We start from the raw sequence: 19550 nt of genomic DNA, 5'->3' as shown, positions 1-19550 counted from the left end.
AGTGATTATCCTGGCGTTTGGGTTCCGTTTGAAGCTTTGGCGAGGCGAGCGGCTTCCCGGGCAATCACCAGTTCTTCGTTGGTGGGAATCACCAGTACCGGAAATCTTGATCCAGGCCCCTCGATATGACCGCCACTGAATTCGCCGCCGTAACGGTTCAACTCGTCATCAAGTTCGAAGCCTAGCAGCTGCAGGCTATCCAGGGTCTGTTGCCGTACCCGGTCACTGTTCTCGCCAATGCCGCCGGTGAACACGAGGGCGTCCAGATGGCGCAGGGAGGCCATCATCGAACCGATATACCGGGCCAGCCGGAAGCAGAAAACCTCGATCGCAACCCGTGATGGCTCGTGGCCGTGTTCGGCCAGTTCACACAGTGTCCGCATATCATTGGTCTGGCCGGACAGTCCGAGCAGGCCGCTTTCGTGGTTCAGCACGTGGTGCAGTTCGTCCTGGGCGATGCCTTTGGATTTAAGGTAGTCGAACAGTCCGGGATCGATATCGCCACTGCGGCTGCCCATGACCAGACCTTCCAGGGGCGTGAGGCCCATGCTGGTATCGGCGCTGAGGCCGTCACGTATAGCGGCGATGCTGCATCCGTTGCCGAGGTGGGCGGAGATGATGGAAGTCGACGCCGGAGTTTTATCCAGGCGTCTGGCTGCTTCTGTCAGCATGTAACTGTGGCTGATGCCGTGGAAGCCATAGCGGCGAACTCCCCAGTCCCGGTAGTAGGAATGGGGAACCGCGTAAAGGTAGGCCTTGGGCGGTAGCGTCTGGTGATAGGCCGTATCGAATACGGCCACATTGGGGACGTCCGGAAACAGGCTTCGGGTGCTCTCGATGCCGGAAATATTAACCGGATTGTGCAGCGGCGCCAGGCTGGCACAGGCATCAATGGCCTTGAGAACCCCGTCGTCTATCAGGGCGGCTTCCCGGAAGTCCTCGCCGCCGTGGACGACCCGGTGCCCGATGGCGACAGGCGCTCCTGTCAGCAATCCGGACTCTTTCAGGGCCGTCGTCATGGCTTCGAGAGCCTGGCGATGAGTCGCGCCAGGCGGTAATGGAATGTCGCCTTCGATTTCTCCGATCCGTGCTACGGCATCGTCATGGTTCAGGCGCTCTGCCAGTCCCGTTGCCGTGCAGTTCAGGCTCTGGTCGTCAAAGAGGGCAAGCTTGAGGGTGGAACTGCCGCAATTGATCACCAGTATCTTGTTATCCATAACCCGTTTCCCGCTTGTTCAGACCGGTATCCGGTGATTGTTCTTGAGCCAGCCTTCAAAATCTTTGCCGGTTTGTGGCCGACTGTAATAGTAACCCTGGGAATAGTCACAATGCTCCTGCCGGAGGAAATCCGCCTGGCTCTCGTCCTCCACGCCCTCGGCAATGACCTTGAGGCCGAGGCTGTGGGCCATGTTGATAATGGCACGGACAAGGGAGGCATCCTCCGGTTCCTTGTTGACGTCATTGACGAAGGATTTGTCGATCTTGAGGACGTCGAAGGGGTAGCTTTTCAGATAGCTCAGGGCAGAGTAGCCGGTGCCGAAGTCATCGACGGACAGTCTCACTCCGGCCTGATCCAGTTGATAGAGGATGGTTGCCGTTTCAATGGAGTTGTCCAGGAGCAGGCGTTCGGTAATCTCAAGCTCCAGCAGTTCCGGTTTGAGGCCACTGCTGTGCAGTGCGCCCATTACCGTATCCAGGAAGCCCGGATCACGGAACTGGCGTGGGGATACATTGACGGAGATGCCGATACCTCTGCCTGTGTTCTTGCCCCAACCGACCGCGGTGCGACAGGCTTCCTGGAGCACCCATTCGCCAACCGGCGTGATCAGCCCGGTTTCCTCGGCCAGCGGGATGAACCGGTCCGGCATGACGAGCCCGAGGGTGGGGTTGTTCCAGCGCAGCAGGGCTTCCGCTGCCTGCAGCTTGCCGGATTCGGTGTGCACGATCGGCTGGTAGTGCAGTTCGAATTCATCGAGTTCCAGGGCCCGGCGCATCAACGATTCCATCTGGAGCCGTTCATGGGACACCTCGCTCATTTCCGGCGAGAAGTGGGCGTAAGCGCTCTTGCCATTGTGCTTGGCCTCGTACATGGCGGCATCCGCGTGCTGGAGCAGGGTGCCGCTGTTGTCCGAATCGGTGGGGAATATGGCGATGCCGATGCTGGTGGTGACAAAGACCTCCTGGGCATTCAGGGTAAACGGTGGCGAAAAGGTCTTCAGTATCCGCTCAGCGACCTGGGAGCACGCGTCCGGCCCCGGCAGCCCCGGCAGAACCACGAGGAATTCATCGCCCCCGAGGCGGGCGACGGTGCTGGTGCCGCGCAGGCAACTGGAGATACGCCGGGCCGCCTCTATCAGGAGATTGTCACCGGCATCATGGCCCAGGGTGTCGTTGATGTGCTTGAAGTTGTCCAGGTCCAGGAACATGACTCCCACCAGGGTATTCTCGCGGCGGGCCTGGGCCAGGGCAAGCTTTAGGCGGTCCAGCGCCAGCATCCGGTTGGGCAGACCCGTAAGGATGTCGTAATTGGCCTGCCGGAGCAGTTGCTGTTCGTACCGTTTCCGGATGCTGACGTCCTCGCCGAGGATCAGGTAGCCGGTAATTTCGCCATCGTTGTCCTTGATGGGCGTCACCACCAACTGTTCCCAGAAGCGCTCACCGCTCTTGCGGATGCTGTTGACCTCACCCTGCCAGACACCAACGCGCTGCACCTGCAGGCGGATGGATTGCCACAGGTTCTGGCGCTCTCGGTTCTGGCCGCCTTCATCGCCCAGTTCCGCCGGATGTTTCCCGAGGATGGACTTGCGATCGAACCCGGTGAGCTGGGTGAATTTCTGGTTCACGTATTCAATGTGCCACTGGCGATCACAGATCAGCACCGAGGAGGGGCTCTGCTCGATGGCCTTGGAGAATTTCCGGATCTCGGCGGCGTCCCGCTTTTGTCGCGCTATGTCGGTGTTGAGGCGTTCCCGCATCTGGTTGATGGCGTCTACCACCTGCCCGAGCTCGTCACTGCGGTTGGCCCGTGAATCCGGGCGGTCCAGTGTGAGGGGCTCAGACAGATTCTCCAGGGAAAAATCACGGGCGTAGGCGGCCATGTCCGAGAGGTGCCGGGTGACCAGGTGGCGGATTATCAAGAGGATGAGGATGGAGACGAATAATGTTTTCAGGAACTGGGTGGTGAGAATGACCCCGATCTTCTGTTTCATCTCCCGGTAGACCCGGTCCAGATTGGCGGTGACAGTCAGTTCGCCGAGCCTGAAACTCTGGTCGCCTTCGTGCACCAGTGTGAAACTGTGGGTTTTGGTCTCGGCACCCCGCGGAATACTGCCCATAACCAGCTCGGAGTCCGGCTCGATTCGTAGCCTGAGGTGGGTAATGTCGGGCAGGCTGAGGATGCCCTCCATCTGGGTTTGCAGCAGTTTCTGGTCCAGGGCCCAAAGACTTCTCGCCAGGCTGGACGCGTATCCGGATTCAATGACTTTCAGGCGCTGGTCGATCAGGCCCACATCTTTGCGATAGTCCGAGTACAGCTGAACACCCGAGGCGATCAGGGTGAAGGCCGAGCTGAACAGAAGAATCCAGGCCAGCAGCCTGAAGGACAGGGGGGAGCCTGTGCGCAAACGTTGGAAATGCTTCGACAAATTCGGCATGTCGTGAGTACAGCCACCCTTCAGGGAGAGGAAACCAGTGCCTTGGCTACAATCCCGAATATAGCAGTTGTCTTTGGCAAATTCCCTGCAAATGCAGGAAAACTGTAGAGAATTGTGTGACGGATTGGTGTTTTTGCGTATCCGTACTCGAAAGGTTGGTTTGACCTGGGTCAATACCCTGCATTCAGGGCCGGCGTAACCTGAGCTTAATCAAGTTTGATAAGTGAAGGAGAGTAGCTATGTATATGGACGCCGTGGTAATCGCAGGAATTGTAACGGTACTTCTGATGGTGGGCTTTTTCGTGGGTGTTGGAGTCTTCGTGATGAAAGATCAGAAGCAACACGGCCATCAGGGCAAAAAGCAGCAGGGCAAGCACGGCGGAAAGCCGGTCTGAGGAATCGAGATCATGTTCAGCAGGGAAGCTGAATCATCTCGGGCAAGGAAAAATTGGCGTCCCCTAGGGGGTTCGAACCCCTGTTGCCGCCGTGAAAGGGCGGAGTCCTAGGCCACTAGACGAAGGGGACGCAACGTTTTCAAAAGCTTGCCTCGTCGAGGTGGCGCGTATATTAAGTAAGCCTTGGGGTAGTGTCAACGCTTTTTATCAAAAAAATTTCGGGCGTCTGTCGGACGCCCGAATTTCGTTGCGGCTAGTGCTTTCCCACCGAATCCTGCAGGGCCGATTCCAGATCCTCGAAGTGAAATTCGAACCCCTCGTCCAGAAGTCTCGCCGGCCTGGCATTCTGCCCGGTCAGCAACAGCCGCGACATTTCCCCCAACGCAACTTTCAGAACCGGCCCCGGTGCGGGGAACGGGGTGGGGCGATGCAAAACCTTGCCCAGTGTCCTGGTGAATTCGGCATTGGTGACCGGGTTGGGGCTGACGACGTTGTAGGGGCCTTGCGCGGTTTCTGTGTCGACCATCCAGATCAGCGCGTTCACGACATCCGTTCGGTGCACCCAGGGCATGTATTGCTCGCCACTTCCCAACCGGCCGCCCAGTCCGAGCCTGAAGGGCAGCAGCATTCTTTGCAGGAACCCACCGCCCGGGCCGGCGACCACCCCGGTCCTGGACAGGCAGACACGAGTGTTCTCGCCAGCGAGCACCATGGCCGCCTTTTCCCAGTCGTTGCAAAGTCGATGGGTGAATTCATCATGGGGAGTGGTGTCTTCGGTAACAGGCGCCGCACCCTGGTCCCCGTAAAAACCGACGGCCGAGCCGGAAACCATCACTTCCGGTGACGTCTCCCAGGTTCTGATCACATCAGCAAGCTGTTCGGTCAGCTGGATCCGGCTATCCCTCAGCGCCTGTTTGCGGCTGGCGGACCAGCGTTTGTCGGCAATGCCTTCCCCGGCCAGATTGATCACCGCATCAAAACCCGGACTGGAGCGAAGCGAGTCAAGATCGCTCACAGCCTCGACCCGGCCGCAGACTGCCTTGACGTTTTCCGGGGGTTGCCGACTGTATACCGAGAGTTGGTCCCCGCGTTCCAGTAAGCGGGGACAGAGCTCTTTTCCGATAAAGCCGGTGCCGCCGGTAATCAGAATCCTTTTTGCCATAACCTTGTGCCTCCCTCGGTGCTCCCTGATCAGGACGCCGACGTCCCGGTCTGTTCCAGTTGCAGGGTAACAACATCCTTGATGGCCTGGCCAAGTAGCGGATTTTCGCCAATTGGTGGCGCAAGATGGATTTTTACGTCATGGTTTTTCTCGAGGTCCGCGATCATGGCCGGGACGTCTTTTCTCAGGTGTCGGCCAGCAGCCAGGAACAGCGGCACGACCGTATACTCGCTGATATTCTCGGTAAGGCCTTCGGCAATGGTCTCCTCCAGGGACGGTGAAGCCAGCTCCATATAGGCAATGCGGGAGCCCGATACGGCCTGGAGGGTTGGCGCGGCGAGCTGTTCGAAGGTTTCGCACCAGCGTTTGTCGCTGCTTCCGTGGGCCAAAAGAACAATGCGGTGGTTGCTGGTCATTCCTGCTCCTGGGTAATCAGTTAGGGGAACCCCGTCGTAATCCTGCACAATTGTGCGCTTCCTTAAGTCCAAGATATCAGGGTGTAGGTTAATGTTCGATTGGAAAGAGATTCTGGATTTCTGGTTCGGAGAGCTCGACGAGCAGGGGCTTCCGGACCACTTTCACCGCAACCGCTGGTTCCGGTCAGACCGAAAATTTGATCAGGAGGTACGCCGGCGTTTTCTTTCCATGGTGCTGTTCGCTTCCGAACAGGGCCTCGACCACTGGCGCACCGAGCCGGGCGGCGCCCTGGCGGAAATCATCCTGCTGGACCAGTTCTCCCGGAACATCTTCCGGGGCGGGGCGCTCGCCTTCGAGCAGGACACCCTGGCACGGAAGCTTTGCCGGCAGGCCATGCATAAAGGGATGGATATGGCTCTTGTACCGGTCCAGCGCGCTTTCCTCTATATGCCGTTGCAGCACTCCGAGCGCCTGGAGGATCAGGACCTCTCAGTGGAGTGTTATGGGCAGCTCGTGGCCACCACCAGCGGTATTCCGGGCGATTTCATTGCAAGTTTCCTGGAGTCGGCGGAAGAGCACCGGGCCATCATTCGGAAGTTCCGCCGATTCCCCCACAGGAACCGGGCGCTGGGCAGGACGTCCACCCCGGAAGAGCAGGATTATCTCGAAGGAGGGAAGTCTTTCGGGCAGTAACTCTCCGATTGCATTCTTGAGCGATTTGTTACCGTTTTGTATAAAAAGCGTACGATTAGACCGGTTTATCATTTGGTCCTGATAGAATGAGCCAAAATTCAGGTAATCCGGCTATGGACGATCCGGAATCGCCAATCATTTTGTAACGGTAAATGAAGATGTTGAGACGCAGTCGGCGTATTGCCTTCTCCCTGTGTTTGCCCCTGTTGGCCACTGTAAGCCTGCAGGCCCAGTCAGAAACTCTTGATGGCAGCCTCCTGGCGCGTATGACCGAATCCGCGCCCAGGCTGGATCCCCAGGTTCTCTCCATGGCGGTGAACGCTTCCAGGTGCGCAATCGGAAACGGCGTGGCCATGCCTGAGCGCCTGGCGGTCATCGATTTTTCGCTGCCGTCCAGTGAAGAGCGTATGTGGATTTTCGACGTTCGCACCGGCAACCTTGTGCTCCGGGATCTCGTTGCCCATGGCCGGAAATCCGGCAATTTCCGTTCTACGGCATTCTCCAATGTCGAGGGCAGCAATATGTCCAGCATCGGCCTGTTCCGCGCCAGCGAGTCCTACTATGGAAAGCACGGCTACTCCCTGCGCCTGGACGGACTGGAGCCGGGCGTGAATGATCTGGCCCGTCAGCGTGCCATCGTCATTCATGGCGCGGACTATGTGAGTGACAGCTGGGTGGATCAGTACGGTCGTATCGGCCGCAGCCTGGGTTGCCCGGCAGTGGATAACCAGGTCATTGAAGAGGTGGTCGACAATCTCAAGGGCGGTCAGCTGGTCTTCAAGTATTATCCGGATCAGGAGTGGTTGCAGAGTTCCAGCTTCCTGCACTGCGACGATACCCAGATGGCTGCGGCTGCCGGTAATGAAGCAGGGCAGAGTTGATCTCCCTGCCTGAAAATTCAACGAATTGCATGGGATCTGAGCAATTTTCCCGGTCCTGTAAAAAAGTTGAAAAAAGAGGTTGACGGCCGGAGTCTGATCCGTAGAATACGCCTCCGTTGACGGCAATAACCGTTCAGCAATGCGGGAATAGCTCAGTTGGTAGAGCACAACCTTGCCAAGGTTGGGGTCGCGAGTTCGAGTCTCGTTTCCCGCTCCAGATTCCGAAACCCGGCTTTGAAAAAAGCCGGGTTTCTTCGTTTCAGGGCTCCGCTCAGGCGCAGCGCCCGAACCTCCTCTCGGTTATACTCGGCAGCCATACCCAATTCTTCTCAGTACGGGAGGCGCGCAGCATGCATATCCACTCGCTTTATATCTATCCGGTGAAGTCGCTGGCTGGTATCCAGGTTGATTCCTTTGATATGGATGACTTCGGACCGGCGGGGGATCGGCGGTGGATGATTGTGGATGATGAGCGTCGTTTCGTTACCCAGCGCAGTTATCCCCAGCTGGCCCGGATCAAGGCCCGGTTTTCGGAGGGCCAGGTCCAGGTGGATATTCCTGGAGAGGGGGGCTTCCGGCTCTCTTCAACCGATGAGATGTTCCCCGTGCTGGTCTGGCGTGACTGGGTGAAGGCCCGGTTGGGAGAATCGGGGGCCAACGACGCGCTCTCCCGCTTCTGCGGTCAGTCTTTCCGGTTTGTCTACATGGCGGATGAGACCTTCCGCCGGGTAGACGCGGATCGGGTCGGGGAGTATCGCCGGGTCGGATTTGCGGACGGCTTTCCGTTCCTGATAACCAACCTTGCATCGCTGGAAGAGCTGAACGGTCGCCTCGAGCACCCGGTCACCATGCGCCGCTTCCGCCCCAATATTGTCGTTGAAGGCGCAGAGCCCTGGGCAGAGGATGACTGGCGTGAATTGCAGATCGGTGACCGGCAATTCCGGCTGGTAAAGCCCTGTTCCCGCTGTATCATGACCACCGTTGATCCGGATAAGGGGTTGAAAGACCCTTCAGCCCAGCCGCTTCGCACACTTTCAGGGTACCGCCGTACCGGGGAAGGCGTCATCTTCGGCATGAATGCCATTCACGACCAGCCCGGCAGCATCCGTGTCGGTGACCCTGTCAGCATTATCAAAACGGAGAATACCTGAACGTGCCTTTGTTAACTCTGGATTCGGTGTCCCTTGCCTATGGTATGCACCCGCTGCTTGATCATGCCTCTCTGGTGATCGAGGCCGGCGATCGTGTGTGCCTTCTGGGGCGTAATGGTGAGGGCAAGTCCACCCTGCTCAAGATCGTCAGTGGCGAAGTCACTCCCGATGGCGGCACCGTACGCCTGGACGACGGTGCTGTGCTGGCCGTACTGCCGCAGAACCTGCCATCTGACGATACCCGAACCGCTTATGATGTGGTGTCCGGGGCGTTTCCGGAAACCGGGGAATTGCTCGCCGAATTTCACCGGCTCTCGCAGCAGGCCGACGAGGCCAGCCTGGAGAAAATGACAAAGGTTCAGGAGCGTCTCGAGGCCCTGGACGGTTGGCGACTGGACCAGAAGGTCACCACTATTCTCGGGCAATACGGCATCGATCCTGACCGGCGCCTGAACACCCTCTCCGGGGGCTGGCAGCGCAGGGTTTTGCTGGCGCGTGCCCTGGTGGCCGAGCCGGATATCCTGCTGCTGGATGAGCCGACGAACCATCTGGATGTGCCCGCCATCGCCTGGCTCGAAGAGGCGTTGACCCAGTTCCGCGGAGCCATGCTGTTTGTCAGTCACGACCGTGCGTTCATCCGCCGCATGGCAACCCGGATCGTCGAGCTGGACCGCGGCAAGCTGGTCAGCTTTGCGGCGACCTACGATCGCTACCTGGAGCTCAAGGAAAAGGCTCTGGAGGAAGAGGAGCGCCAGAACGCTCTGTTCGACAAGCGGCTCAAGCAAGAGGAAGCGTGGATTCGCCAGGGCATCAAGGCGCGCCGTACCCGTAATATGGGTCGGGTAAGGGCGCTCAAGGCCATGCGCGAGGAGCACCGTCAGCGCCGGGTCCGGGGCGGAACCGCCAGCTTCGCCGTGGAGCAGGCTGACCGTTCCGGCAAGCTGGTGGTGGAAGCCCGCGACGCCGGATTTGCCTATCCCGATGGTACCCAGGTAATTAGGGATATGAATCTGACCATCCTCCGGGGCGACAAGATCGGCCTGGTGGGTGAGAACGGTACCGGCAAGACGACCCTGGTACGTTTGCTGCTGGGTGATCTCAAGCCAACAAACGGAGCTATCCGCCTCGGCACGAATCTGGAAGTGGCCTATTTCGATCAGCTGCGCGGCGAGCTGGATCTTGAGCGTAACGCCCTCGATAACCTCTCCGAGGGGCGGGAATTCATCGAAATCAATGGCCAGAGCAAGCACGTGCTGGGTTACCTTCAGGAGTTCCTGTTTACCCCAGAGCGGGCACGGTCGCCTGTTCGGGTATTCTCGGGCGGCGAGCGGGCCCGTCTGCTGCTCGCCAAGCTGTTCAGCAAGCCGGCCAACATCCTGGTTCTGGATGAGCCCACGAACGACCTGGATGTGGAAACCCTCGAACTGTTGGAAGAACAGTTGGCCGAGTTCAAGGGCACCGTCATCGTGATCAGTCACGACCGTGAGTTCCTGGATAACGTGGTGACCGAGACCATCTTCCTGGACGGCACCGGCCGGGTTCGGGAATACGTGGGCGGCTATTCTGACTGGCGGCGCCAGGGCGGTCGTTTTCCCTCGGAGCAGTGCGGCAACCGGCCGGACAAGCAGGATAAACAATCGAAATCGGGTGAGCCCGCGAAGGGCGATGCCGCGGCGTCGAAGGCACCTGCGAAAGCCAAACCTGTCAAGCTCAGTTACAAGCTCAAACTGGAACTGGAGCAGCTTCCTGCGAAAATTGAAGCGCTTGAACAGGAAGTGGCGGAGCTGCAGGAAACCATTTCAGGATCGGATTTCTACTCCGGGCCGGCCGAGGAAGTCTCTGCTACCCTGCAGAAACTGACGGAGGCGGAGCAAAAACTGGAGCAGACCATCGAGCGTTGGATGGAGCTGGAAGAGCAGGCGGGTCAGTAAACTGGAGCAAGAGCGGCCGTATCGGCCGCCCTTCAGTAGCAAACGTCTGCCGGATCAGTGAATGCGCACCGCGAGAACATCACATTCCGTGCCGTGGAGAACGCCGTTGGCGGTGGAGCCGAGCAGCAGCTGGAAGCCTTTGCGGCCATGGCTGCCGACAATGACCAGGTCGACGTCCTGTTCTTTTGCCAGGCGGTGGATCTCGGATTCAGGGCGACCCACGGTAACAACCTGGTCTTCCTTGGCCACGCCGTACTCATCCCCATATTTTGCCAGTTGGTCCTTGGCAGCCTTGTCGAGCTGATCCTGAAGCTCGGTCAGGTCCATGGGAATGTCGCCGCCATAGGCATAGCCCACCGGTTCAACAACGTGTACGAGCATCAGTTCGGCGCCATGGGCGCTGCTGATCGCTTTTGCCTTGTTCAGTACCTGCGGAGCTTCTTCCGTCAGGTCAATGGCAACGAGCATCTTCTTGTAGGCGGACATCGCATCACTCCTTCGCATCGGGCTTACATAGGAAATAGTAGTCCAAATCTAATCGAAAGAGTGTAGCGGGAAACTGACAGGTATCAATACAGGGGCGGGAAAAAATGAAGTCTGACGGGGAATTACACCCCGTCAGAGGTCGGCGGCCAATCAGGAAGCAGGATTCTGCAAAAGGTCGATGGTGGTGGCCAGGCTGTTAAGGATGCCCTTGGAATAACGATCAATCACGAAGCCGACGTTCTTTTCGTTGTAGTTGATGTAGGAGCCGCGGATGAACTGCCACTTGGAGCCGATGTCCTCCAGCAGGGTCTTGAGCTCTCCCTGGGCGGGGCCCTGCTGCACGGTCGCAAGCAGTTCATCAAATTCACGGGCCTGCTCATCGAGGGAGGTCTCGGTATCCGAGCCCTGGAAGGTCTGGGTGACTGCTGAGTTGGATCGAACCGAATACTTGGCCATCATCTGGGCCATCTTCACCGCGGCCATCCGTGCCGCCTCCACCCGTGGGTTGGTATCGGTTTCGCTGCTTTCCCGGGCGGCAGTGTAGAGCTCGGTGGCCTTGTTGTTCATGGTCAAAGCCTGGTTTGCCATGTCCGAGACAAGTCGCAGGTCCGGATAGCCGCGATTGCGCACGTCATTGATGTTGTCCCGCATCAGCGCCTTGAACTTGTCGAATTCCTGATTGAGCGCTTCGATCTGGTCTCCGGAAAGGACGCCGGCCGTGCTCTGACTGACACTGTTCATGGCGTCGTTGGCGGTGTTGATACCCACCACTATTTCATTCAGGGTGTCGGTGTCTCCGGTTCCGCTGAAACGATAATAGGCATCCAGTGCCATGTAGTTGCTGATACGGAAATTATGCAGCTCAGCCAGGAAGCTGTCGGAGGCCTCCTGGGCTTTCGCTCCCAGGGACGCAATCGCAAGCGCGATCAAGCCGATAGCAAGGGATACAAATCGCAGGCGGGCGTCTTTCATCGGATGACTCTCCGTAAAACTGTGTTGTTATTCTCGACCAAAGTCGTACTTCGAAGGTAAATTAACTGTACCGGCCAAGCAAGCGATTTTGCCGGCAGCGGAGGCTGCAATTGTCAATTACTTTGAAATCAGTGTGACAGGGATCACTTTTAGCAGTCGATTGCAGTTATCTCCTTGATATACAACAAATCGGATGTTCTTCCCTTTGGGTGCCTCCGTTCAGACGGAGACTTTTGCACGCCTTCAGCAAGAAACAAATTGACAAACGCTCGGTTTTTTTTCATCGTGTGCCCTCACGATTCAAACGACTGTATGAATTTTTGGATCGGATGATCGGGCAGTGACCGAAATCTCGCTGCACGGGCGGCCACCGGGAAGGATAAGTTCAGGTGGCTGTCAGCAGTTCCAAACACAGACTGGAGATCAGTTGATGATTTACGAAGGTAAAGCCATCACGGTTAAAGAGATCGAAGGCGGGATCGCTCAGTTGGACTTTGACTTGCAGGGCGAGTCAGTCAACAAGTTCAACCGTCTCACCATTGAAGAGCTTGGTGCCGCAGCCGAAGCACTCAAGTCCCAGAAGAATCTGAAGGGCCTGGTAGTCACCAGCTCCAAGGACAGCTTCATTGTCGGTGCGGATATCACCGAGTTCACCGAGCTGTTTGCCGGTTCCGAGGAAGACCTCGTGGCCAACAACCTCAAAGCCAACGAAGTATTCAACGCGATTGAGGACCTGTCGGTCCCGACCGTCACCGCCATCAACGGTATCGCGCTGGGTGGTGGTTTTGAAATGTGTCTGGCAACCGACTACCGGGTTATGGCCCCGAAGGCCAAGGTAGGTCTGCCGGAAGTCAAGCTGGGCATCTTCCCGGGCTTTGGCGGCACCGTACGTCTGTCCCGACTGGTTGGCGTGGACAATGCCGTTGAGTGGATTGCCGGTGGTACCGAGAACCGTGCCGATGCCGCTCTTAAGACCGGTGCTGTGGATGCCGTCGTTGAGGCTGACAAGCTGGTGGACGCGGCTGTTGCCATCATCAACCAGTGCAACGAAGGCAAGCTGGACCACATGGCTCGCCGGGAAGAGAAGAAGGGCAAGATCAAGCTCAACGCCATGGAAAGCATGATGGCGTTCGAGATCTCCAAGGCGTTCGTGGCCGGCAAGGCTGGCAAGAACTATCCGGCGCCGGTGGAAGCCATCAAGACCATGCAGAAGCATGCCAGTCTGACCCGCGACAAGGCGATCGAAGTGGAAGCCAAGGGCTTCGCCAAGATGGCCAAGACCAACGTCGCCGCGTGCCTGGTCGGCTTGTTCCTGAATGACCAGGCCCTGAAGAAGAAAGCCAGTGCCTGGGAGAAGGAAGCCTCTGATGTGAACCTGGCCGCCGTACTGGGCGCGGGTATCATGGGTGGCGGTGTGGCCTTCCAGTCCGCACTGAAGGGCACCCCGATCATCATGAAGGACATCAATCAGGACGGCATCAAGCTGGGCCTGAATGAGGCCAAGAAGCTGCTGTCCAAGCGTGTTGCCAAGGGCAAGATGAACGCCGACAAGATGGGCGACGTCCTGAACAACATCACGCCGACCCTGAACTACGGTGATTTCAAGAGCGTAGACCTGGTTGTTGAAGCAGTTGTTGAAAACCCGAAGGTGAAAGATGCCGTTCTGCGCGAGACCGAAGACGCGGTTCGCGAGGACACCATCCTGACCTCCAACACCTCCACCATCTCCATCAACCTTCTGGCCAGGAACCTGAAGCGTCCGGAGAACTTCTGTGGCATGCACTTCTTCAACCCGGTGCACATGATGCCGCTGGTTGAGGTAATCCGTGGCGAGAAGACCAGTGATCGCGCCATCGCGACCACCGTTGCCTACGCCAAGGCCATGGGCAAGACCCCGATCGTGGTCAACGACTGCCCGGGCTTCCTGGTTAACCGTGTTCTGTTCCCGTACTTCGGTGGTTTTGCCGCACTGGTACGTGACGGCGCCGACTTCCAGAAGATCGACAAGGTCATGGAAAAATTCGGCTGGCCCATGGGTCCGGCCTACCTGCTCGACGTAGTCGGCATGGACACCGCCAGGCACGCCAACGAAGTGATGGCAGACGGCTTCCCGGATCGCATGAAGGCCGACTTCAAGTCCGCCATCGACGTGATGTTCGAGAACGACCGTTACGGCCAGAAGAACGACAAGGGCTTCTACCGCTACGATGAAGACAAGAAGGGCAAGCCGAAGAAGGTTGTCGACGAAGAAACCTACAAGCTCATCGAGCCTGTGGTTAGCGGCAGCAAGGACTTCGACGAGGAAGAGATCATCGCCCGCATGATGATCCCTCTGTGCCTGGAAACCGTTCGCTGTCTGGAAGACAACATTGTTGAAGACCCGGCCGATGCAGATATGGGCCTGATCTACGGTATCGGTTTCCCTCCGTTCCGTGGTGGTGCTCTGCGCTACATCGACGACATGGGCGTCGACAAGTTCGTCGAACTGGCAGACAAGTACGCAGATCTTGGCCCGCTTTATGCCCCGACTGAGAAGCTGCGTGAAATGGCCAAGACCGGCAAGAAGTTCTTTGGCTAACCCTAACGAGATTTCCGAACGGAGAAAGATCTATGAGCCTTAATCCGAGAGACGTTGTCGTCGTCGATTGCGTGCGGACTCCGATGGGTCGTGCCAAAAACGGCTGTTTCCGCAACGTACGTGCCGAGACCCTTTCGGCTGCGCTGATCGAAGCACTGTTTGAGCGCAACCCGAAGCTCGACCCGAAAGAAGTGGAAGATGTGATCTGGGGCTGTGTAAACCAGACCAAGGAGCAGGGCTTTAACGTGGCGCGGCAGATTTCCCTGCTGACCCGTATCCCGCACGAATCCGCGGCCCAGACTGTGAACCGTCTGTGTGGCTCCGCCATGAGCGCCATCCACACAGCCGCCCAGGCGATCCAGACTGGCAACGGTGACATGTTCATGGTTGGTGGTGTCGAGCACATGGGCCACGTCCCCATGACTGAAGGCTTCGACCACAACCCGGCTGCGTCCAAGTACTCCGCCAAGGCCTCCAACATGATGGGCCTGACCGCGGAAATGCTGGCGAAGATGCACGGTATCACCCGTGAGCAGCAGGATGAGTTCGGTGCCCGTTCCCATCGCCTGGCCCACGAAGCGACCGTTGAAGGCCGCTTCAAGAATGAAATCGTTCCCATCGAAGGTCATGACGAGAACGGCTTTGTGAAGCTGATCGAGGAAGACGAGACCATTCGCCCGGAAACCACCGTTGAGTCTCTGTCTCAGCTGCGTCCGGCGTTTGATCCGAAGAACGGTACCGTAACTGCCGGTACTTCTTCCCAGCTGACCGATGGCGCTTCTGCCATGGTGCTGATGTCCGCCGAGCGGGCAGAGGCCCTGGGCCTGACCCCGATTGCCAAGATCCGCAGCATGGCCGTGGCTGGCTGCGACCCCGCAATCATGGGTTATGGCCCGGTTCCGGCCACCAAGAAGGCACTGAAGCGTGCAGGCCTGAAAGTCGAAGATATCGACTTCTGGGAGCTGAACGAAGCCTTCGCTGGTCAGTCCCTGCCGGTCCTGAAGGATCTGAAACTGCTGGGTGTTATGGAAGAGAAGGTGAACCTGAACGGCGGCGCGATTGCCCTGGGCCATCCGCTGGGCTGTTCCGGTGCCCGCATCTCCACCACACTGCTGAATGTCATGCAGGCCAAAGGCGGTAAGCTTGGTGTTTCCACCATGTGTATCGGCCTGGGTCAGGGCATTGCCACTGTGTGGGAGCGCGTCTGATTCCGCTTGCGGAACTGATCGCTCTGTGAACAGGAGGCCCGGCAACTGCCGGGCCTCGCTGTTTGTGAGTTGTGAAAAAAGCCCCCAAGAAAATAAAGAATGGGTTGTCTTGCCAATCTTGACCCTGTAAAACAGTGAGCCTATACAGAATGGCGGCTCCTGCGTGTTTTCTAGCCGCCTGATTTTACAGCGAGTTTACGGTTTGCTGAATAATTGACCGATTTGTCGCCAAGGAAACAGATCTCCGATATGGGTAAAAGTCTCGTAATTGTCGAGTCGCCAGCGAAAGCGAAGACCATCAACAAGTACCTGGGCTCCGACTACATCGTGAAGTCCAGCGTGGGGCACATCCGGGACCTGCCGGTCAGCGGTAGCGGTTCCCAGACCGACCCCAAGGAACGGGCGCGCCAGGCGGCGCTGACCCGCAAGATGAGTCCTGAAGAGAAGGCCGAGCACAAGAAGCGCAAGGCCCGTGAGCAGCTGGTGGCCCGCATGGGTGTGGATCCCGACCACGACTGGCAGGCCCGCTACGAGATCCTTCCCGGCAAGGAAAAGGTGGTCAGTGAACTCAAACGCCTGGCCAAGTCCGCCGACCACATCTATCTGGCAACGGATTTGGACCGCGAAGGGGAGGCCATCGCCTGGCACCTTCAGGAAACCATTGGCGGTGATTCCGATAAATACCGGCGCGTGGTCTTCAACGAGATCACCAAGCGTGCCATTCAGGAGGCGTTCAACGATCCCGGCCATCTGGACCGGAACCGGGTGAATGCACAGCAGGCCCGCCGCTTCCTGGACCGGGTCGTGGGTTACATGGTGTCACCGCTGCTGTGGGCCAAGATTGCCCGTGGTCTGTCCGCCGGCCGGGTCCAGTCGGTGGCTGTGCGCCTGATCGTCGAGCGGGAGCGGGAAATCCGCAAGTTCATCCCGGAAGAGTTCTGGCAGTTACACGCAGATCTGGCTCCAGAAGGCGCGAAGGATCCGGTGCGCTTCGAGGTGACCCGGTACAACGATCAGCCCTACCGACCGGTCAATGAAACCCAGAGCAACGAGCACGTTGCGCGCCTGAAGGAAGGTGGCTTCAAGGTCGCCAAGCGGGAAGACAAGCCGACCCGGTCACGCCCGTCTGCTCCCTTTATTACCTCGACGCTGCAGCAGGCGGCAAGTAACCGCATGGGCTTCAGCGTCAAGAAAACCATGATGCTGGCCCAGCGCCTGTACGAAGCGGGTTTCATCACCTACATGCGTACCGACTCCACCAACCTGAGTCAGGACGCGGTTGCCAGTTGCCGGGAATTCGTCAGGAAACAGTTCGGCGACAAGTACTTGCCCGAGAAGCCCCGCGTCTACGGCAGCAAGGAGGGCGCCCAGGAAGCCCACGAGGCGATTCGACCTACCGAAGTGAGCCGTCGTCCATCCGACATTACCGGTCTGGAAAAAGACGCAGAGAAGCTCTACGACCTGATCTGGCGCCAGTTCATTGCCTGCCAGATGGCCGATGCCGAGTTCCTGAGCACCTCCATTGTCGTAGCCAATGACGGTTACGAGCTCCGCACCCGTGGCCGCATCGTCAAGTTTGACGGCTTCCTCAAGGCCGCACCCCAGTCCAGCAAGAAAGACGAGGATGTGGCGCTGCCGGATATCCAGGTCAACGAAACCCTGGACCTCAAAAAGCTCGACCCGAGCCAGCATTTTACCAAGCCGGCACCGCGTTACACTGAAGCGAGCCTGGTAAAAGAACTGGAAAAGCAGGGTATTGGCCGGCCGTCCACCTATGCCTCGATCATTTCCACCATCCAGGACCGTGGTTACGTGCGCCTGCAGAACCGCCGGTTCTACGCGGAGAAAATGGGCGAGATCGTCACCGAACGGTTATCCGAGTCCTTCCCGAATCTGATGGACTTTGATTTCACCGCCCGCATGGAAGACGAGCTGGACGAGATTGCCGAGGGCGACGAGGACTGGAAGCAGGTACTCAATGATTTCTACGCCCGGTTCCGGCAACAGCTGGAATCCGCGGAAAAAGCCGAAGGTGGCATGCGCGCGAACACGCCCACGGAGACCGACATTCCGTGCCCGTCCTGTGGCCGCAACATGCAAATCCGGGTGGCCAGCACCGGTGTATTCCTCGGTTGCTCCGGCTATTCATTGCCACCCAAGGAACGCTGTAAGACCACCATCAACCTGACTCCGGGCGATGAGGTGGTCAGTGCCGACGAGGACGTGGAAGGCGAGGGCGAAACCCGCCTGCTGCGCAAGAAGCGCCGCTGCCCCAAGTGTGGCACCGCCATGGACAGCTACCTGATCGACGAGAAGCGCAAGCTGCACGTGTGTGGTAACAACCCCGACTGCTCAGGTTATGAGGTCGAGGAGGGCACCTTCCGCATCAAGGGCTACGACGGCCCGACCCTGGAATGCGACAAGTGCGGCTCCGAGATGCAGCTGAAGACCGGCCGCTTCGGCAAATACTTCGGTTGCACCAACCCGGACTGCAAGAACACCCGGAAACTGCTCAAGAACGGGGAACCGGCACCCCCCAAGATGGACCCGGTGCCCATGCCCGAGCTCCAATGCCAGAAAGTGGACGACACCTACGTGCTTCGCGACGGCGCCTCCGGCCTGTTCCTGGCAGCCAGCAAGTTCCCCAAAAACCGGGAAACCCGCCCGCCGCTGGTGAAGGAAATCAAACCGCACCGCAAGGAAATCGATCCCAAGTACGATTACCTCATGGATGCCCCGGAAACCGACCCCGAAGGCAACCCCACGGTGATCCGCTACAGCCGGAAATCGAAAGAGCAGTACGTCATGTCGGAAAAGGATGGCAAGGCGACCGGCTGGTCCGCGTGGTACGTCAACGGCAAGTGGCAGCCGCGGGAGAAGGGTAAGTAAGCCTCCAGGACGGGGTCAGATGAAGGTTTTCATCAGACCCCATTGCCAGGCCATACTCAGGGGTCTGATGAACTCGTTCATCTGACCCCAACTTAAGGTCAACCCCGGGGTCAGAAGAAAGCTTTCTTCAGACCCCTACTTTCTCAGGGGTCAGATGAACTTGTTCATCTGACCCCATGTTCATGCCCACCCCGCACTCACCGAAACTTCCGCAACCGCTGAATCAACGAGGAAGTATCCCACCGACTCCCTCCCATCGCCTGAACATCCGCATAAAACTGATCCACCAGTGCCGTCACCGGCAGCGTCGCGTTGATCTTGTTCGCTTCCTCCAGGCAGATCCCCAGATCCTTGCGCATCCAGTCCACCGCAAAGCCGTGGTTGAACTCCCCCTCGATCATCGTCCCGGAGCGATTCTCCATCTGCCAGGACTGCGCCGCGCCCTTGGAGATCACATCCACCACCCTGGCCACATCCAGGTTCGCCTGCTCGGCAAAATGCAGCGCCTCTGACAGCCCCTGAACCAGGCCGGCGATGGCAATCTGGTTAACCATCTTGGTCTTCTGCCCGCTACCGGCAGGCCCCATCAGGTTCACCGCACGGCCGTAGTAATCCATCACCGGCTTCACCCTGGCAAAAGCCTCCTCCGGCCCGCCACACATAACGGTCAATTTGCCGTTCTCCGCCCCCTGCTGGCCACCGGAAACCGGCGCATCGATAAAGGCCTGATTCCGTTTCGCCGCGGCCGCCGCCAGACGCTCGGCAACGCCCGCCGATGCGGTGGTGTGATCAATCAGGATTGCGCCCTCGGGTGCGTTGGCAATGATGCCGTCCTCGCCCTCGAACACCTCAACCAGATCCTTGTCTGCGCCCACGCAGGTCATGACCAAGTCTGCGCCTTCAACGGCTTCCGCAATTGTCTTGCAGGCGGTTCCCTGGTATTCGCCGGCCCATTGCTCGGCCTTGGCGGCCGTCCGGTTCCAGACCCGGACATCAAGGCCGGCTCTGGCCAGGTGCCCGGCCATCGGGTAGCCCATTACACCAAGTCCGATGAAGGTTGCAGTGGTTGTCATAGTTGTCTCCGGGTTCTCTAAGTTGTTGATTATATGAAATTGTCGAGAAGAACATTTTATT

Annotated in this window: 15 protein-coding genes and 2 tRNA genes; 9 read left to right on the top strand and 8 right to left on the bottom strand. The window is 58.4% G+C overall.

Going from position 1 to position 19550, the window contains the following annotated elements; translation table 11 throughout:
* Positions 1-5: 5 nt before the first annotated feature.
* Positions 6-1217 (bottom strand): acetate/propionate family kinase, encoded by a 1212-nt coding sequence (locus ACESMW_RS07240; protein ID WP_372986382.1) that lies wholly within the window; start codon positions 1215-1217, stop codon positions 6-8.
* An 18-nt stretch (positions 1218-1235) separates the two neighbouring features.
* The gene (locus ACESMW_RS07235) at positions 1236-3653 is read right to left on the bottom strand and encodes an EAL domain-containing protein (RefSeq protein ID WP_372986381.1); all 2418 of its coding nucleotides are present in this window, start codon (positions 3651-3653) and stop codon (positions 1236-1238) included.
* Positions 3654-3892: 239 nt separating this feature from the next.
* On the opposite strand from ACESMW_RS07235, the gene ccoM reads away from it, so the two are divergent.
* Positions 3893-4048, top strand: coding sequence for a cytochrome c oxidase subunit CcoM (ccoM, locus tag ACESMW_RS07230; RefSeq protein WP_372986380.1), 156 nt, complete (start codon positions 3893-3895; stop codon positions 4046-4048).
* Positions 4049-4102: 54 nt separating this feature from the next.
* On the opposite strand, the gene ACESMW_RS07225 is transcribed toward ccoM, so the two are convergent.
* The 3 genes from ACESMW_RS07225 to ACESMW_RS07215 all read right to left on the bottom strand — a co-directional run bounded on the left by ACESMW_RS07225 (position 4103) and on the right by ACESMW_RS07215 (position 5626).
* Positions 4103-4178: transfer RNA gene (locus ACESMW_RS07225), tRNA-Glu, on the bottom strand.
* A gap of 123 nt (positions 4179-4301) precedes the next feature.
* Entirely contained in the window at positions 4302-5210 is a 909-nt protein-coding gene (locus tag ACESMW_RS07220; protein ID WP_372986379.1) for a TIGR01777 family oxidoreductase, read from the bottom strand.
* 29 nt (positions 5211-5239) lie between these two features.
* On the bottom strand, positions 5240-5626 hold the full coding sequence (locus tag ACESMW_RS07215; RefSeq protein ID WP_372986378.1) for a sirohydrochlorin chelatase: 387 nt from the start codon (positions 5624-5626) through the stop codon (positions 5240-5242).
* Between the two features lie 91 nt (positions 5627-5717).
* Between ACESMW_RS07215 and ACESMW_RS07210 the strand changes: the two genes are divergently transcribed.
* The 5 genes from ACESMW_RS07210 to ACESMW_RS07190 all read left to right on the top strand — a co-directional run bounded on the left by ACESMW_RS07210 (position 5718) and on the right by ACESMW_RS07190 (position 10283).
* The gene (locus tag ACESMW_RS07210) at positions 5718-6320 is read left to right on the top strand and encodes a DUF924 family protein (RefSeq protein WP_372986377.1); all 603 of its coding nucleotides are present in this window, start codon (positions 5718-5720) and stop codon (positions 6318-6320) included.
* 158 nt (positions 6321-6478) lie between these two features.
* Positions 6479-7201 carry a murein L,D-transpeptidase catalytic domain family protein gene (locus tag ACESMW_RS07205; protein ID WP_372986376.1) on the top strand — a complete coding sequence of 241 codons (723 nt, stop codon included), beginning with the start codon at positions 6479-6481 and terminating at the stop codon, positions 7199-7201.
* A gap of 141 nt (positions 7202-7342) precedes the next feature.
* Positions 7343-7418, top strand: a tRNA-Gly gene (locus ACESMW_RS07200).
* Between the two features lie 133 nt (positions 7419-7551).
* Positions 7552-8352, top strand: a complete 801-nt coding sequence (locus ACESMW_RS07195; RefSeq protein WP_372986375.1) for an MOSC domain-containing protein — start codon at positions 7552-7554, stop codon at positions 8350-8352.
* Between the two features lie 2 nt (positions 8353-8354).
* Positions 8355-10283, top strand: coding sequence for an ATP-binding cassette domain-containing protein (locus tag ACESMW_RS07190; protein WP_372986374.1), 1929 nt, complete (start codon positions 8355-8357; stop codon positions 10281-10283).
* Between the two features lie 54 nt (positions 10284-10337).
* On the opposite strand, the gene ACESMW_RS07185 is transcribed toward ACESMW_RS07190, so the two are convergent.
* Entirely contained in the window at positions 10338-10769 is a 432-nt protein-coding gene (locus ACESMW_RS07185) for a universal stress protein (protein ID WP_372986373.1), read from the bottom strand.
* A gap of 150 nt (positions 10770-10919) precedes the next feature.
* Positions 10920-11741, bottom strand: coding sequence for a hypothetical protein (locus tag ACESMW_RS07180; RefSeq protein ID WP_372986372.1), 822 nt, complete (start codon positions 11739-11741; stop codon positions 10920-10922).
* Between the two features lie 430 nt (positions 11742-12171).
* Between ACESMW_RS07180 and fadB the strand changes: the two genes are divergently transcribed.
* The 3 genes from fadB (at position 12172) to topA (ending at position 18416) form a co-directional block, all read left to right on the top strand.
* The gene (gene fadB / locus ACESMW_RS07175; RefSeq protein WP_372986371.1) at positions 12172-14319 is read left to right on the top strand and encodes a fatty acid oxidation complex subunit alpha FadB; all 2148 of its coding nucleotides are present in this window, start codon (positions 12172-12174) and stop codon (positions 14317-14319) included.
* A 32-nt stretch (positions 14320-14351) separates the two neighbouring features.
* A complete protein-coding gene (gene fadA, locus ACESMW_RS07170) occupies positions 14352-15527 on the top strand; it encodes an acetyl-CoA C-acyltransferase FadA (RefSeq protein WP_372986370.1) in 1176 nt (391 codons plus the stop codon).
* A 249-nt stretch (positions 15528-15776) separates the two neighbouring features.
* Positions 15777-18416: a type I DNA topoisomerase gene (gene topA / locus ACESMW_RS07165; protein WP_372986369.1), complete on the top strand. Its 2640-nt coding sequence runs from the start codon at positions 15777-15779 to the stop codon at positions 18414-18416.
* A gap of 197 nt (positions 18417-18613) precedes the next feature.
* On the opposite strand, the gene ACESMW_RS07160 is transcribed toward topA, so the two are convergent.
* Positions 18614-19489, bottom strand: coding sequence for an NAD(P)-dependent oxidoreductase (locus ACESMW_RS07160; protein ID WP_372986368.1), 876 nt, complete (start codon positions 19487-19489; stop codon positions 18614-18616).
* Between the last annotated feature and the right edge of the window lie 61 nt (positions 19490-19550).

Origin of the sequence: Marinobacter sp. (assembly GCF_041690455.1) — a bacterium.
In the GTDB taxonomy this organism is placed as follows: Bacteria; Pseudomonadota; Gammaproteobacteria; order Pseudomonadales; family Oleiphilaceae; genus Marinobacter.
Note: the sequence above shows the minus strand (reverse complement) of the source record. Positions and strands in the feature narration are given on the sequence as shown.

Bases quoted from the DNA above. Each gene is read 5' to 3' on its own strand.
- ACESMW_RS07240 (WP_372986382.1), bottom strand. From the start codon at position 1,217: ATGGATAACAAGATACTGGTGATCAATTGCGGCAGTTCCACCCTCAAG.
- fadA (WP_372986370.1), top strand. From the start codon at position 14,352: ATGAGCCTTAATCCGAGAGACGTTGTCGTCGTCGATTGCGTGCGGACT.
- ACESMW_RS07185 (WP_372986373.1), bottom strand. From the start codon at position 10,769: ATGTCCGCCTACAAGAAGATGCTCGTTGCCATTGACCTGACGGAAGAA.
- ACESMW_RS07210 (WP_372986377.1), top strand. From the start codon at position 5,718: ATGTTCGATTGGAAAGAGATTCTGGATTTCTGGTTCGGAGAGCTCGAC.
- ACESMW_RS07220 (WP_372986379.1), bottom strand. From the start codon at position 5,210: ATGGCAAAAAGGATTCTGATTACCGGCGGCACCGGCTTTATCGGAAAA.
- ACESMW_RS07180 (WP_372986372.1), bottom strand. From the start codon at position 11,741: ATGAAAGACGCCCGCCTGCGATTTGTATCCCTTGCTATCGGCTTGATC.
- ACESMW_RS07235 (WP_372986381.1), bottom strand. From the start codon at position 3,653: ATGCCGAATTTGTCGAAGCATTTCCAACGTTTGCGCACAGGCTCCCCC.
- topA (WP_372986369.1), top strand. From the start codon at position 15,777: ATGGGTAAAAGTCTCGTAATTGTCGAGTCGCCAGCGAAAGCGAAGACC.
- fadB (WP_372986371.1), top strand. From the start codon at position 12,172: ATGATTTACGAAGGTAAAGCCATCACGGTTAAAGAGATCGAAGGCGGG.
- ACESMW_RS07205 (WP_372986376.1), top strand. From the start codon at position 6,479: ATGTTGAGACGCAGTCGGCGTATTGCCTTCTCCCTGTGTTTGCCCCTG.
- ccoM (WP_372986380.1), top strand. From the start codon at position 3,893: ATGTATATGGACGCCGTGGTAATCGCAGGAATTGTAACGGTACTTCTG.
- ACESMW_RS07160 (WP_372986368.1), bottom strand. From the start codon at position 19,489: ATGACAACCACTGCAACCTTCATCGGACTTGGTGTAATGGGCTACCCG.
- ACESMW_RS07195 (WP_372986375.1), top strand. From the start codon at position 7,552: ATGCATATCCACTCGCTTTATATCTATCCGGTGAAGTCGCTGGCTGGT.
- ACESMW_RS07215 (WP_372986378.1), bottom strand. From the start codon at position 5,626: ATGACCAGCAACCACCGCATTGTTCTTTTGGCCCACGGAAGCAGCGAC.